Here is a 14,339-nt window from a genome sequence, read left to right as displayed (position 1 = left end):
TATTCTTGCTTCGTTATGGTGCCGGGCGGACCTACTGGCGGGAAGGGGTTGCGGGACGCGCCGTGAATACGTCCCTGTAGGCTTGTCGGCCGGATCCCTCCGGCCGACAGTCCCGCAACCCCTTCCCACCAGCAGCCCCTGCGCATCACCGTTATGCGCTACGCCTCGGCTTTTACAAAGAGGCTGTGATCTTCACTTTCCGGAGTTATACGCTGCCCGGGGTCTTCCTCTTGTTCTTCCTGCGGCTGCCCGTCGAGCAGTTGCTGCAGTGCTTCCTCGCCGACAAATTGGGCGATGGTCGGGCGCACCCGCAGCCAGATCTCCGCGACCGACTCCGTGTCCTCACCGGTGAACTGCACCAGCCGCAGCTGGCGCAACTTCTTCAGCAGGTTCTTGCGCTCCGCCAGTTTGTCCGGCAGTGACATTTTCAGCAGGTTGCGCAGGCCCAGCTCCAGCGCCTCGAGGGATAGGGCCGCGTATCCGCTTTCGTCCACCTGCCCCTCCCGCAGCGCCTTGTCATACTCGATGCGCAAGACGAGAATCGCAGCCACCTCCTGCTGGGTCAGGCGCGCGCGGAAACCGCCGTGGTGCGGTTCTTCCTGGTCGGGCATTCCGGGCACCTCCGCACCAGGCGGGTAGACGCGGATAAACTGAAAGCGGCTGTCGTGCTGCAGACGCAGACCCAGCGGTGCCAGCCACTCGCGAATCAATTGCTCGCAGCGCTGGAAGCGATCGTAAAGCACCGTTTCCACCTGGCTCTCATCGCGGCAGATGACCCCGTAGTCCAACAGGCGCACCAGCAGCTCGGAAAATTCCCCGCGCGTCAGGCGGCATTCGGCCAGCGCTTCTTCCAAGGCCTGTTCAATCACGTTCTTGCTTCTCTACAAATAATGGTTTCTGTCCATCCCGTAGGGTGCGCCGTGCGCACCAACCCGAGATAGGTAGAGCCTGGCACCGCCCGGTGCGCACCGCGCACCCTACGGACGACTCCAGGATCTGTTCAGTCACTTTCTTTCAGTTCCAGGATGTATTCGTCGAACTGGGCAAAATAGTCGTTGCTGGCCATTGCCCCGGTGAATTCCACCTGCACGGCGGCAGCGCCGCTCTGGTTGACTGCCGCCGCCTCCAGCATATGGCTCATCGCCAGCAGGTCGCGGGCGTCAGCCAAGGGCAAGTCGCGGCTGTTGATGCGCCGGCCGCTGCCGAGCGCCTTCTGCAGGTAGTCGCGCAGGTGCCCGCTGTTGAAGTTGAAGGCCTGGTCCAGCAACTGCTGCAGCACGATTTCCCGACGGTTTTCCTCCCCCAGCGGCGCCTCTTCCTCGACCCGGGTGTTGACCGGCTGGCGGCGGCTGCGCTGCCACAGCTGGGTCTGTTTCGGGTCGAACAGGCGCAGCTGAAATCCGCCCAGCTCGTCACCGAGACGCTGGAGCAATGCAGATTTTTCCGCGCTGTCGCCGAGCCGCTGGCACAGGTCGGCAAACTCGCCCTCGGATTGGTTGTGCAGGTAGCTGAGCTGGCGGATGATGATATCGGCGCGCTTGGTGAAGCCCTGCAGCGCGCGGCGCAGCGCAGGCAGCTTGACCTCGCAGGCGCGGCGCATGCGGTCCTCGATGGTATCCAGCATCAGCCACAGCAGCGAGCGCCCCTCTTCCACCAGCTCCGGCAGCAACTGGCGCAGTCGCTTTTCCCACTCGGCCTTGAGTTCTTTCTCCTTGCGACGGATTCGCGCAATTACCCGACCGATGGAATCCCGGTGCTTCTCCACGCTGTCGGCGGACAGGCGGATGGCCAGGTCCGGCTGAAAGCGGCTTTCCATAAAGGAGAAGAATTCATCGGTGGCCTGCTGTACCAGCAGCTGCGCCTCCACCTCACGCACCATTTCGCGCTTGCGCTCTTCCAGCTCGGCGATCATGTCGGTGAAGTCGGCCACGATGCGCTCGGAATACTCCCAGGCATCGATCAGATCGTGCACTTCTCCGCGACTGGCGAATGCTTCCAGCGCGTTCAGGGTATTGCGGGTATTGCGGTGGCGGGTGCGCACGCGGGTGCTGTTCACCTCCACCAATGGCTGGGTGAACAGGCGGCCGCGGCGGCTGAAGGGATAGGTGGCAGAAAGCGTGGCGCTGTCCACTTGCTTTTCCAGCCAGCCGAACTCCACCAGGCTGTTCAGCACCCATACCGCCTGCTCGCGCAGATTTCTGAAACGGCCTTCGGGCTCGGCACTGCTGTCGTCGCTGTCCAGCTGCGGCGCGCGGGTCAGTGCCTCGGCAAAAATTTCCAGAATCTGCTCGCGCGCCAGGGATTCGCCGTAATCCGCCTTGGCGGTGTACAGGCGCTCGTACAGCAGGCGCAGGCATTCCACCACCTGTTCGCGGTATTTACCGGTGAGCGGGCGGAAGAAATGCTGATAGGAATCGGCGAAGAACAACGGCGTCGGTTCCGCTTATTCTTCTTCCGGCTTCTGCTTGAACACGCAGTACTTGGTGTAGTCGCTGGCGTCGTTCAGGGTCCACTCGCCCTTGGGGGTTTCGTCCATTTTCTTGCACCACTTCTCCGAGCCGCGTTTGGGCTCGCAGGCGGTGAGGGTCAGCAGGGCGAAAATTGCAGTGATGAGGACAAATAATTTCTTCATGATTTTATTTTCTTGTTAACTCGTGGGACCTGTCCCCTCTCCCCTCTGGGGAGAGGGTTAGGGAGAGGGGGCATCGGCGGGGGGGGGGGGGGGGGGGGGGGGGGGGGGGGGGGGGGGGGGGGGGGGGGGGGGGGGGGGGGGGGGGGGGGGGAGGGGGTTCGGGAGAGGGGGCATCGGCGGCTCCCCTCTCCCCAGCCCTCTCCCCAAGGGGAGAGGGAGTGAAGCGATTACTCTCTGCGCCACTTCGTACCTTCGCGGCTGTCTTCCAGCACCACGCCCTTGGCCTTCAGCTCCTCGCGGATCTCGTCGGCGCGGGCGAAGTTTCTGTCTTTCTTGCTCTGCGTCCGCTCGGCGATCAGCTGTTCTATTTCCTCGGCGGAGATGGACTCGCCGCCGCGGGCCTGCTGGAACCAGGTCTCGGGATCCTGCTGCAGTATGCCGAGCATCTCGCCGGCCTGCAGCAACATGCCTTTCAGGTGCGCCTTGTCGGCGGCCTCTGCCTTGTTCAGATCCTTCGCGATCTGGTGCAGCTCGCTGATCGCGATCGGCGTATTCAGGTCGTCCTCGAGCGCCGCCATAAAGGCGGAACCACTGAGATCTACCCCCGCCGCCGCGACGGACTCCGCTTCCCGCAGCGCACCATATAGCGAGTCGAGACTGCGTTGGGCCTGATCCAGCAGGTCGGCGCTGAAGTTCAGCTCGGAGCGGTAGTGGGCGGACAGCAGCGCAAAGCGCAGCACCTCGCCCGGATACTGCTTGAGCAGGTCGTTGACCATGCGGAAGTTGCCCAGGGATTTGGACATCTTCTCGCCTTCGATATTGACGTAACCGTTGTGCATCCAGTAGCGCACGAAGTCGACGCCATTGGCGCAGCAGCTCTGCGCCCGCTCGTTTTCGTGGTGCGGGAAGGTCAGGTCACGGCCGCCGCCGTGGATGTCGATGGTATCGCCCAGGTGCTTCTTGATCATGGCCGAGCACTCCAGGTGCCAGCCGGGGCGGCCGCGACCCCAGGGGCTGTCCCAGCCGGGCTCGTCTTCCTTCGAGGGTTTCCACAGCACGAAGTCGCCCGCATATTTCTTGTAGGGCGCCACTTCCACGCGCGCGCCGGCGAGCATGTCGTCGAGGGAGCGCTTGGACAGCTTGCCGTAATCGGGCATCGAGTCCACCGCGAACAGCACGTGACCCTCGGCCGCGTAGGCGTGCCCCTTCTCCAGCAGCCGCTCGATCATGTCGATCATCTCCGGCAGGTGCTGGGTCGCGTACGGAATGACATCCGGCTCGAGATTGTTGAGCGCGGCCATATCCTCGAAATAGGCCTCGGCGAAGCGCGCCGACAGAACGCCGATCTCTTCGCCGTTCTCGCGCGCGGCCTTCATGATCTTGTCGTCGATGTCGGTGATATTGCGCGCGTAGATCACATCGCTGAAGTTCCGCTTCAGCAGACGGTAGAGGGTATCGAAAACCACTACTGGGCGCGCGTTGCCGATATGCACGCGGTTGTAGACGGTGGGGCCGCATACGTACATGCGCACGCGGTTTTCTACCAGTGGTTTAAAGGGTTCTTTTTGTCCGGAAAAAGTGTTGTAGAGCTGTAGAGCCATAACTTCAGTTTTTCGCGGCCAAGGGCCGCTCCTACATTCGTTCTATTTGGTGCGCACGGCGCACCCTACGGTTTTCGATGCGCACGGCACACCGCACCGTAGGGTGCGCCGTGCGCACCGTTCGGGTCGATTACTTGTCCTGCTCCTTGGCCCAGGAGTCGCGCAGGCCGATGGTGCGGTTGAACACCGGCTTCTCGGCGCTGCCGTACTTGCTGTCGCGGCAGAAATAGCCGTTGCGCTCGAACTGGTAGCTGTGCTCCGGCTCCGCCTGCGCCAGGCCGATTTCAGCTTTGCAGCCCTCGAGAATCTGCAGATTCTCCGGATTCACAAAGTCGAGGAAATTCTTGCCGCCGGCATCCGGCGCCGGGTCGCTGAACAGCCGGTCGTAGAGGCGCACCTCGCAGTCCACATGCTTGTCGGCCGACACCCAGTGAATCACGCCCTTCGGCTTGACGCCGTCTGCCGGGTCTTTACCGAGCGTGTCCAGGTCCACGGAACAGATGATCTCGACAATTTCGCCGGCATCGTTCTTCACCACCTCGTCCGCCTGAATCACGTAGGCGTTGCGCAGTCGCACTTTCTTGCCCAGCACCAGGCGCTTGTACTTCTTGTTGGCCTCCTCGCGGAAGTCCTCCTGCTCGATATAGAGGGTGCGGGTGAACGGCAGTTCCCGCACCGGCAGATCGTCGCGCACCGGGTGGCCGGGCGCGCTCAGCATTTCCTCCCGGCCCTCGGGGTAGTTACTCAGGGTGACCTTGAGCGGCTCCATCACGCACATGGCGCGCGGGGCCTTCTTGTCCAGTTCGTCGCGGATGCAGTATTCCAGCATGCCGACGTCGACGACGGAGTCGGAGCGGGTCACGCCGATCATCTCGCAGAAGTTGCGGATGGCCGCCGGCGGCACGCCGCGGCGGCGCTGGCCGGACAGGGTCGGCATGCGCGGGTCGTCCCAGCCGTCCACGTGGCCCTCGTCCACCAGCTGCTTCAGCTTGCGCTTGGAAACCACGGTGTAGTTCAGGTTCAGGCGCGCGAACTCGTACTGGCGCGGGCGCGACGGCACCGGCAGGTTGTCGATAAACCAATCGTACAGCGGCCTGTGGTCCTCGAACTCCAGGGTGCAGATGGAGTGGCTGATGCCCTCGATGGCATCGGACTGGCCGTGGGCGAAGTCGTAGCTCGGGTAGATGCACCACTTGTCGCCGGTCTGGTGGTGGGCCATCTTCTTGATGCGGTAGATGATCGGGTCGCGCAGGTTGATGTTCGGCGCGGCCATGTCGATCTTGGCGCGCAGGCTGCACTCGCCCTCCTCCATCTCGCCGTTTCTCATCTGCTCGAACAGCGCCAGGTTCTCCTCCACCGAGCGGTCCCGGTAGGGGCTGTTGCGGCCCGGCTCGGTCAGGGTGCCGCGATAGTGGCGCGCCTCTTCCGGCGACAGGTGGCAGACGTAGGCCTTGCCCTCCCGGATCAGGTGCAGCGCCCAGTCGTGCAGCTGGTCGAAGTAATCCGAGGTGTATCTGGCCTCACCGTTCCAGTCGAAGCCCAGCCAGGAGACGTCGCGCTTGATCGCGTCGACATATTCTTCCTCTTCCTTGGCCGGGTTGGTGTCGTCGAAACGCAGGTTGCAGGTGCCGCCGAACTCCTGCGCCAGGCCGAAGTTGAGGCAGATGGACTTGGCGTGGCCGATATGCAGGTAACCGTTCGGCTCCGGCGGAAAGCGGGTGGCCAGCTGGGACACCTTGCCCTCAGCCAGGTCTTCGCGAATGATGTTCTGCAAAAAGTGAGCGGGCTTGCTCTCGGATGTCATAGGATTCTCTGTTACAGCTGCGGCTGGGAATGAAAGGGGCACCCTTCCATTCCTACGGAATTTGTTAAGCGGCGGATTATAGCGCAGTTGCGATGCAGAATATCGGTTTTGCAGCGGAGACTTACCGCGCCAAAAGCTCAATTTTTGAGCAGCGTCGACATGGCGACCGCACTGCCGTTTTATAGCCAGTGACTACAAGGTATTATGCCGGCCCTAATTCACCCCGCTAGGACATTTTATGATCACCCTGCACACAACTCACGGCGATATCGTCATCGAACTGGACTTCGACAAGGCCCCCAAGACTGCGGCCAACTTCCTGCAGTACTGCCGCGACGGCTTCTACACCGGCACCATCTTTCACCGGGTGATCGACAACTTCATGATCCAGGGCGGCGGCATGACGCCGGACATGGAGCAGAAGCAGACCCGCGAGCCGATCGAGAACGAAGCGGACAACGGCCTGAAGAACGACACCGGCACCCTGGCGATGGCCCGCACCATGGACCCGCACTCCGCCAGCTCCCAGTTCTTCATCAACGTGAAGGACAACGACTTCCTGAACTTCCGCAGCAAGGACTCGCAGGGCTGGGGCTACTGTGTGTTCGGCAAGGTCGTCGAGGGCATGGACACGGTCAACAAGATCAAGAGCGTGAAGACCGGCAGCAAGAGCTTCCACCAGGACGTGCCGCAGGAGACCATCGAGATCACCGGCGTGACTGTCTCCGACGCCTATTCTGACAAGTAATACGGAAGCCAAGGCCGGAACATTGTCCACCTATATCATCTCCGATCTGCACCTCGACGAGAGCCGCCCGGACATCACCCGGGCCTTCTTCGACTTCCTGCGCGGTCCCGCCGCCGGCGCCGAAGCCCTGTATATCCTCGGCGACTTCTTCGAGGTCTGGATTGGCGATGACGACGATGCGCCGCTGGCCGCCGAGGTGGCGCGGGAACTGAGTCGCTACAGCGGCAGCGGTGCGGAACTGTATCTGATGCACGGCAACCGCGACTTCCTGCTCGGCCAGGACTTCGCCCACCGCACCGGCGCCGTGCTGCTGCAGGATCCGAGCACCGTTACCCTCGCCGGCCACAGGGTGCTGCTGATGCACGGCGACACGCTCTGCACCCGGGACCGGGAATACCTGGCCTTCCGCCAGCAGGCCCGCGATCCCCACTGGCAGCGGGCACTGCTGGCCAAATCGCTTGAAGAGCGCCGCGCCATCGCCGCGCAGATCCGCGCCGTGTCCAAGTCCATGGCCAGCCGCAAGGCGGAGGACATCATGGACGTGACGCCGGAGGAAGTGGAAAGGGTCATGCGCGAGCACGGTGTGCGCCTGCTGGTCCACGGCCACACCCACAGACCCGCCCGCCACCAGCTGACCGTCGACGGCGAACCGGCGGAACGCATAGTGCTCGGCGACTGGGGCGAGCGGGGCTGGTGCGTCAAGGCGGATAAAGATTCGCTTGAACTCATTCACTGGCCCATTGCATCCTAGGAGTCGTCAGACAGGGCGCGCAACGCGCACCGAACATGTGACAGCGACAAGGGAATGAGGCGCTGCAAATGGTCAAGAACCTCAAGAAACGCGTACTGATACTCGGCGGTTACGGCAATTTCGGCGCGCGCATCGCGCAGATGCTCAGCAGTGAACCGGACCTGCAGCTGATCATTGCCGGGCACGACAAGTTCAGGGCCGAGCTCTGCGCATCCAGGCTCCCGGGGCTCGCCGAGGGCCTGCGCCTGGAGCGCGACGCGATCAACCTGGCGGGCCAGCTGAAGGCGCTGCACCTGGACCTGCTTATTCACTGCGCGGGCCCCTTCCAGCAACAGCAGGACTATGGCGTCGCCCGCGCCTGCATCGCGTCCGGCACGCCCTATATCGATATTGCCGACGCGCGCCGCTACGTGTGCGACTTCCACCGCCTCTCCCCCGCCGCGCAAGCCGCCGGCATCACCATGGTCGCCGGCGCCAGCAGCCTGCCGGCCCTCAGCTCTGCCGTATTGAAGGAGATGCAGCGGGAACTGCCCACCCTGCACGCGGTGGATATCGCCATAGCGCCGGCACACCGTATCGTCCGCGGCCTGGCGACGGTGCGCTCCGGCTTCGAGTCCCTCGGTGAGGGCTTCCCGCTATTGCAGAACGGCACCTGGCGCGAGTCCTTTGCCGGCAACCACCTCCGCCGCGTCAGCTTCGCGCACCCGGTCGGTGAGCGCTGGCTGTGCGATTTCGACGTGCCGGACCTGGAACTGTGTCCGCGCGAACTGCCGCAACTGCACAGCGCGCGCTTCGCCACCGGCCTGCAGCCGCGCACACTGCAGACCGGGCTGGCGCTCTGCGCCCACCTGGCGCGGCTGAGCCTGCCCGCCACCAATCCGCGACTCGCCCGCCTCGGCCACAAACTCGCCGCCCACTGGCCCGGCGGCAGCAGCCACGGCGGCATGCTGGTCCGCGCCGACGGCGAAAATCAGCGCGGCGAAGCGGCCTCTCTGCAATGGCAGATTCTCGGCCTCAACGGCGACGGCCCCTGGATTCCGGCGGCGCCGGCGGCGGCCCTGGCCAGGAAATATCTGCGGGGCGACTGGCGCGCCGTGGGCGCGCGCGCCTGCTGGCAGCTGCTGACGGTCGACGAAATACTCGCCGAACTGGCCCCCTACTCGGTGGTCACGGCGATGGAGCGCCTGGGGCCGCAGCCATCCGACGCGCAGACATTGGCCCTCAGCCCATGAGCCTGTATCTGGCCCTCAAGGCGCTGCACGTTCTCAGCGCCATGGTGGTTCTGGGCACGGGAATCGGTATCGCCTGGTATACGTTGCGGGGATGGCTGTCCGGCAATCTGCAGGTACTGCGCTGGATCAGCGCTGAGACAGTGGCGGCCGACTGGATCTTCACATGCAGCGCCATCGTCGCACTGCTGGCCAGCGCCGCCGGGATGCTCGCGCTCAACCCCGCCTGGTTACAGCAACTCTGGCTGCAATTGGCTATAGTGCTGACCCTGGTAGTCTTTCTGCTTTGGCTGCCGGTCATTTTCCTGCAGTACCGCCTGCGCCAGCAGGCGCACGAATCCAGCGCACAGGAAATTCTGCGCACTATGCGGATCTGGTGTGCGCTCGGCGCGGCGGCCCTGCCGCTGATGATCGCGATCGTATTTCTGATGGTGGCGAAACCGGTCATCTAGCCGCCTTTCTATCCGCCTTTCTATCGGCCTTTCTATCTGCCTATTTACCCCCCCCTTGCCCCTCGCCACCGCGGGCAACAGCGCGCCGCGGCAAGCATCCGTCAGAGGATCTTGCACACCTCATCGAAATCGAACCGGGGGCCGCGCGGGTGCAGCATTTTCGGATCGCCGTAGCCGAGGTTACAGAGAAAATTCGCCTTGATATGGCTGTCGGGGCAGTGCTCCTGCTGGAACGCCGGGGCGCTGCCCTTCTCGCTGAAAAATTCGTGGTCGACCATCGCGTTGTCGAAGCCGGACATGGGGCCGCAATCCAGACCCAGCGCACGCGCGGCGAGAATAAAGTAGCCACCCTGCAGAGAGCCGTTGCGGATGGCGGTGGCGGCGGCCAGCTCGGAGTTGTCGACGTACCAATCCCGCGCCGGCGCATGCGGAAACAATTTGGGCAGATACTCGAAGAACTTCATATCGTGGGCAATGATCGCCGTAACCGGCGCGGCCATGGTCTTGTCCACATTGCCCTCGTTCAGTGCCGGGCGCAGCCTTTCCTTGCCCTCCTTCGTCCTGATAAAGACGATGCGCGCCGGGCAGCAATTGGCACTGGTCGGCCCGAACTTCATCAGGTCGTAAAGCTGCGTCAAGGTCTCGTCGCTCACCGGCTTGTCCAGCCAGTGACTGTGGGTCCTGGCCTGGCGGAACAGCTGGTCCAGTGCCTCAGGGGAAAGTACTGCGCCCATATCGATCTCCTCGCGTGGATACCGTGAATCGCCTCGCGCCGCCCGCAAAGCCGGTGGCTGATGTCAGGCATGTCGTCTAAGCTAACAATTTGCAACTGTCGCCGCAGTGCACGACGGTGCGAGAAAAATAAGCTTAGCGTCAGCGGGAGTAGTCAGTGGAGCAGGAACACAAGATTGACGTCAAACAGGCGTTGCGGGTGTTTGACAAGGCCACCAGGGAAGGGGTCAAGGAGGGCGACGGCTGGCACTACCGCGGGCTGACCGTGAGTACGGATTTCGACGGATACACGGTGTTTATCAATTCACCGAAGGTGAAGTTGACCATTTTCTTCCACAACAAATATACCGTCGACTATCAGAATGCCCACGATTTGCAGGAGTTTGTCGACCTGCTGGCGAAACTCGATCAGGATTGATTGAGCTCTTGTGGGAGCCTGCCCTGCAGGCGATAAAGAGGGCTCAGCGCACATCGCCTGCAGGGCAGGCTCCCACAGCAAATAACCGGCTAGGCGGGCACGCCACTGTGGAAACGGAATTCGCCGTCATCTCCCTCGACCAGTTCCCGCTCCACTTCAAGCAGCTGCTGCACCCGCGGCTGTATATCTTCCCCGGCCGCCTTCTGCGCCAGCGTCAGGTAGTCGCGGAAATGGCGGGCCTCCGACTTCAGCAGGGACAGATAGAATCTCTGCAACTCCTCGTCCAGATGGGGCGCGATACGCGCGAAGCGCTCGCAGGAGCGCGCCTCGATGATGGCACCACAGATCAGCGTATCTACCAACCTGCCCGGTTCGGCGCCGCGCACCTGTTCGCGCAGCCCCGCCGCGTAACGCGACGCACTGATATGCGGGTAGCGAACGCCGCGCTTGTGCATAATCGCCAGCACCTGCTCGAAGTGCCGCAGTTCCTCCCGCGCCAGGCGCGACATCTTGTTCAGCAGATCGAAATTGTCCAGGTAGCGGAACATCAGGTTCAGCGCCGTGCCGGCGGCCTTCTTCTCACAGTTGGCGTGATCCACCAGCATCAGTTCCGGCTCGGCCAGCGCCGCCTGCACCCAGGCGTCGGGCGTCGGACACAGCAGGAATTCGTGGATGGCGGAAAGGTCGGGGACTTGGGCGTTCATACTTCTTAAGGTTCTGCTGGCACGGCGATTAGCGGAAAGCGCCGGATTATAGCGCCCCGGCGCGGGAATAGCAGGCGTCAGTGCCCCAGCTGTCCCGGCGGCGCCATCTGCACCAGTCCGCAGCGCGTCGCCACTTCGTCGCGATAGTTGAGCCAGCGGTGCAGCACCTGCCCCATCCACAGCAGCACTTTCGGCCGCGCCGGCTCGTCGACGAAATCCAGCATCAGGTGCCAGGCCGCCTTGCGGTGGCCACCTTCCACCTGGTGGTGCACCCGGCTCAGCGCCAGGTTCTTGACCGGCAGGCCGTAGTGTTTGACCAGCGGGTGCTCCGTGGGCGCGAATTGCGGCCGCCGCGGATGGCCCGGTTCCAGCTCGCCGCGTTCGTACTCGGTACCCTCGAGGAAAATGGTGGTCACCGCCGCGGCCACCTCCCAGCCGTGCCCGCTGGTCGCGTCGTCCAGCAGCGTGCGAAACGCCGCCGCCGCCGGCACCAGCTCCACCTGTTTGAAGCGGTCCAGGTTCATGCCGAGCCCGCGCGGGTACTCGAGAAAGAGCTCCGGGTGCGGCACACCGCCGCTCAGACCGCCGGTCTCCTCCTCGTAGATATTCTCCGCCAGCTCCCGGCGCACCGCGGCAATCGGGCACTGGATATACGCCCGCGCCAGCAGTATCGGGAAATCCCGCACATAGGTGCCGTATTCCTGCTCCAGGTGAATATGCAGCCGCTCCCTGGGCACCTGCCCGACGGTAAACGCCGGCCAGGCCCAGTGCACCTTGCGCTCCATCACCCGCAGCAGTCCCTCTTTGAATTCGCAGCGGTTCATGCTGGGCAATGGTAGGCAGGCCGCCGCCTGCACAGTAGGGCCCCACCACTGATTAACCGTTTTCGGCGGGAGAGGGACACAAATGGTGGGGGCAATGCCGGATCAATTGATAACGGCTTATTAAGTGCATTAATATTTGCGAATACTTCGAACATGGAAACGCATCGATGACCGATCAGCGGAAACTGGCAGCGGCTGTCCCGCCACTACTGGAGCGGCTGCACGCGGGCGCCGCCACGCTGCGGCAGTCACTGGAACAGCTGCAGGAATCCCCCAAGGCCTGGCAGCCCTATCTGCTGCAACCGGCCTTCGCCCGCGATGCCGCAGAGCGCCTGAACAGCGCCTTCGACGCGCCCTATGCGCTCGCCGGCGCACTGTTTGCGCAGCTGGATTACGGCGAAGCGGCCAGCACCGGCGGGGATGCCCGCGCTACCCTGCAGATCCCCGGCCTGCTGGCGGTGCCGGCCGGCACCATCGCGCTGGCCCGGCAGCTGAATACCGACAAGGAAGTCTTCGCCCGGGCGGTGGCCGAATTCAAGGCCGCGCTGGCCGACCGCCCCGCCCCCGAACGGGACCACAGCGTGCGCGAACTGCTCGCCGACGCCGGCCACCCCCGCGCCCATCTGCGCCAGTGCTACCGCCAGGTACTGCTGTGCCCGGAACGGCCGGATGCGCTCGCGCTGTCCTGGATCAAGGCGCGCAAGTCGATTCGGCGAGTCACGGTGCAGTGGTGTGAAAAGAAGCTGGTGCAGCTCGATCCGCAGGGCGCCGATCCGGGTATCCAGTACCAGCGGCAGCTGCTGGCCGGGCTGCACAAAAGCCAGCACGACGACCTGCGCCAGGTGCAGGTACAGAGCCGCCCGAACCTGCAGGTGGCGGAAATCTTCCGCACGGATGAAGGGGAAACCTACCGCCAGGTGGGCTACGCGGCCATGCCGGTGCTGGTGCTGGCGGACGATAAAGGGCAGCTGCCGGATTTCACCAGAGTCGATCACCAGCCGAGCCAGAGCCGGCGGCGCCAGCGGCGCGATCTCGCCCTGTCGACGGAAGCCTTCTTACCGGCGCTGCGCGTATATCTGCGCCACAGCCGCTAGACAGCCGTTAAACAACTGGAAGTGCCCGGCGCAGGCGGTGATCGCGAGCACCGGCGCTCTCAGTCAATGGGCGTCAGGTCGGGCGCCACCCAGCCACTGCGGGCGGCCTCGGAATCCAGGCAGGCGTCACTGTAGTGCCGCCGCAGCAGGCCGCTGGCGTTCCGGAGCAGTTCCGGGTTGGCGGCCAGGAAAGCGTCGAAGTTCTGGTTTTCCGAACCGCACAGGCGCAGGCCGACGATGCGCATCAGCGCCTCGGTAATTGTGTGGTGATATTTTCCGGGTGCGCCGAGTGACGTGGCATAGGCGCGGGTGTCGGCGCACATGTGCGCACAGGCATCCGCCAGCGGGTAGCGGCGCAGGTACAGCCAGGCCACGCGCAGGTGGCCGCGGTGATCGAAGTATTCCGGGCTCAGGGTCCGGTCGCGGAATTGCGCGATCAATGTCTCATCGTCGAGCTGCATGAACTCTCTCATCGTTTCTAAATTCGGATTGGTGGACTCGGCCGGTCTGAACCGAGAATTCGCGGGTGGGCCGAGCCAGCAGGCGTAAAGGCGCAACGGGTAATAGTTTAAATCGGCGAAACCTGCGGACTAAATTGGCAGGATACGCCTGAAGTGATGAAGATCTTTCGAATCCATTGGAAATAGCCGCTGCGGCGCCCGGCCGCGCCCGCTTTGCCGATGCCGGCAGGCTATCGGGCCCTGCCCATGCCCGGCGCCACAAACCGCTGAAAGTAGGCCACCGACAGCGCGTAGAAATCCTCGTCAATGCGCTTGCGCAGTTCCACCAGGGAAACGCCGCGCGCCCCGGGTGTCGGCTGCAAGCCGTAGTCGCGCGGATCTGCGATCTGGCTGGCGCCGGCGCGCAGCAGTTCGAATACCCAGCAGTAGGGATTCTGTGTTTCGTCGAAGCGGATCTGCTGGTGGCGCAGCTGCGCCAGCAACAGCTGCTGATCCACAATCTCGAGCTGGCTGCGCACCGCATTCACCAGATAGCCCTCGCGGCGCTCGGCGATGATGCGCCGCTGCTCCTCGGAATAGGCATTCCAGTCGATCACCTCGTGGGCGAAGCGCTTGCAGCCGCGGCAGACGTCGTCGCCGATACCGGTGGAGCAGACGCCGATGCAGGGGGTGCGCACCTTTTTGTACATCTTGTACATCGAATAACCAAGTCAGTCTGCGCTGGCTGAAACCAGTCTGAAATGCGGTGGGAGTAATTTGGGGGCTAGACTATTTTGTTTGGATTGTGAAGGAAAGGTCAGAGACGATTAAACGACCAAAATTCACCAAACGAATAGCGGCAATTTGCGTAAGTTATTGATTTTTCAATAAACTTAACAGTAATCAGCCT

General features: G+C 63.3%; 16 protein-coding genes. 6 read left to right on the top strand and 10 right to left on the bottom strand.

Going from position 1 to position 14,339, the window contains the following annotated elements:
* Positions 1–158: 158 nt before the first annotated feature.
* From RRF64_RS01250 to RRF64_RS01230, 5 genes are all read right to left on the bottom strand, one after another.
* Positions 159–869 (bottom strand): DUF4194 domain-containing protein, encoded by a 711-nt coding sequence (locus RRF64_RS01250; RefSeq protein WP_323844014.1) that lies wholly within the window; start codon positions 867–869, stop codon positions 159–161.
* A 131-nt stretch (positions 870–1,000) separates the two neighbouring features.
* Complete coding sequence (locus tag RRF64_RS01245) at positions 1,001–2,428, bottom strand: Wadjet anti-phage system protein JetA family protein (RefSeq protein WP_323844013.1); 1,428 nt, start codon at positions 2,426–2,428, stop codon at positions 1,001–1,003.
* A 15-nt stretch (positions 2,429–2,443) separates the two neighbouring features.
* Positions 2,444–2,632 (bottom strand): DUF3012 domain-containing protein, encoded by a 189-nt coding sequence (locus RRF64_RS01240; RefSeq protein WP_323844012.1) that lies wholly within the window; start codon positions 2,630–2,632, stop codon positions 2,444–2,446.
* A gap of 227 nt (positions 2,633–2,859) precedes the next feature.
* Positions 2,860–4,233 carry a cysteine--tRNA ligase gene (gene cysS, locus RRF64_RS01235; RefSeq protein WP_323844011.1) on the bottom strand — a complete coding sequence of 458 codons (1,374 nt, stop codon included), beginning with the start codon at positions 4,231–4,233 and terminating at the stop codon, positions 2,860–2,862.
* A 130-nt stretch (positions 4,234–4,363) separates the two neighbouring features.
* Positions 4,364–6,037: a glutamine--tRNA ligase/YqeY domain fusion protein gene (locus RRF64_RS01230; RefSeq protein WP_323844010.1), complete on the bottom strand. Its 1,674-nt coding sequence runs from the start codon at positions 6,035–6,037 to the stop codon at positions 4,364–4,366.
* Between the two features lie 238 nt (positions 6,038–6,275).
* Here RRF64_RS01230 and RRF64_RS01225 point away from each other — a divergent pair, with 238 nt between their 5' ends.
* From RRF64_RS01225 to RRF64_RS01210, 4 genes are all read left to right on the top strand, one after another.
* Entirely contained in the window at positions 6,276–6,785 is a 510-nt protein-coding gene (locus tag RRF64_RS01225; protein ID WP_323844009.1) for a peptidylprolyl isomerase, read from the top strand.
* A 22-nt stretch (positions 6,786–6,807) separates the two neighbouring features.
* On the top strand, positions 6,808–7,536 hold the full coding sequence (locus tag RRF64_RS01220) for a UDP-2,3-diacylglucosamine diphosphatase (protein ID WP_323844008.1): 729 nt from the start codon (positions 6,808–6,810) through the stop codon (positions 7,534–7,536).
* A gap of 68 nt (positions 7,537–7,604) precedes the next feature.
* Entirely contained in the window at positions 7,605–8,768 is a 1,164-nt protein-coding gene (locus tag RRF64_RS01215; protein WP_323844007.1) for a saccharopine dehydrogenase NADP-binding domain-containing protein, read from the top strand.
* Positions 8,765–9,217: a DUF2269 domain-containing protein gene (locus tag RRF64_RS01210; protein ID WP_323844006.1), complete on the top strand. Its 453-nt coding sequence runs from the start codon at positions 8,765–8,767 to the stop codon at positions 9,215–9,217. Before RRF64_RS01215 ends, RRF64_RS01210 begins: the two co-directional genes overlap by 4 nt.
* Before the next feature lie 101 nt (positions 9,218–9,318).
* Here RRF64_RS01210 and RRF64_RS01205 read toward each other — a convergent pair whose 3' ends face one another.
* Complete coding sequence (locus RRF64_RS01205; RefSeq protein WP_323844005.1) at positions 9,319–9,951, bottom strand: malonic semialdehyde reductase; 633 nt, start codon at positions 9,949–9,951, stop codon at positions 9,319–9,321.
* Between the two features lie 155 nt (positions 9,952–10,106).
* Here RRF64_RS01205 and RRF64_RS01200 point away from each other — a divergent pair, with 155 nt between their 5' ends.
* A complete protein-coding gene (locus RRF64_RS01200; protein WP_323844004.1) occupies positions 10,107–10,367 on the top strand; it encodes a DUF3081 family protein in 261 nt (86 codons plus the stop codon).
* Positions 10,368–10,456: 89 nt separating this feature from the next.
* On the opposite strand, the gene RRF64_RS01195 is transcribed toward RRF64_RS01200, so the two are convergent.
* Both RRF64_RS01195 and RRF64_RS01190 read right to left on the bottom strand, forming a co-directional pair.
* Entirely contained in the window at positions 10,457–11,071 is a 615-nt protein-coding gene (locus tag RRF64_RS01195) for a MiaE family protein (RefSeq protein ID WP_323844003.1), read from the bottom strand.
* 77 nt (positions 11,072–11,148) lie between these two features.
* A complete protein-coding gene (locus tag RRF64_RS01190) occupies positions 11,149–11,895 on the bottom strand; it encodes an iron-containing redox enzyme family protein (protein WP_323844002.1) in 747 nt (248 codons plus the stop codon).
* A 167-nt stretch (positions 11,896–12,062) separates the two neighbouring features.
* On the opposite strand from RRF64_RS01190, the gene RRF64_RS01185 reads away from it, so the two are divergent.
* Positions 12,063–12,989: a hypothetical protein gene (locus tag RRF64_RS01185; RefSeq protein WP_323844001.1), complete on the top strand. Its 927-nt coding sequence runs from the start codon at positions 12,063–12,065 to the stop codon at positions 12,987–12,989.
* Between the two features lie 59 nt (positions 12,990–13,048).
* Here the strand turns inward: RRF64_RS01185 and RRF64_RS01180 are convergent, their stop codons facing one another.
* Both RRF64_RS01180 and RRF64_RS01175 read right to left on the bottom strand, forming a co-directional pair.
* Positions 13,049–13,450, bottom strand: coding sequence for a hypothetical protein (locus RRF64_RS01180; RefSeq protein ID WP_323844000.1), 402 nt, complete (start codon positions 13,448–13,450; stop codon positions 13,049–13,051).
* Positions 13,451–13,680: 230 nt separating this feature from the next.
* Positions 13,681–14,139, bottom strand: coding sequence for a DUF1289 domain-containing protein (locus RRF64_RS01175; protein ID WP_323845573.1), 459 nt, complete (start codon positions 14,137–14,139; stop codon positions 13,681–13,683).
* Between the last annotated feature and the right edge of the window lie 200 nt (positions 14,140–14,339).

The sequence above is a fragment of the Microbulbifer magnicolonia genome (genome assembly GCF_035117725.1).
Taxonomy (GTDB): Bacteria; Pseudomonadota; Gammaproteobacteria; order Pseudomonadales; family Cellvibrionaceae; genus Microbulbifer; species Microbulbifer magnicolonia.
This window is presented reverse-complemented; position numbering and strand designations above follow the sequence as displayed.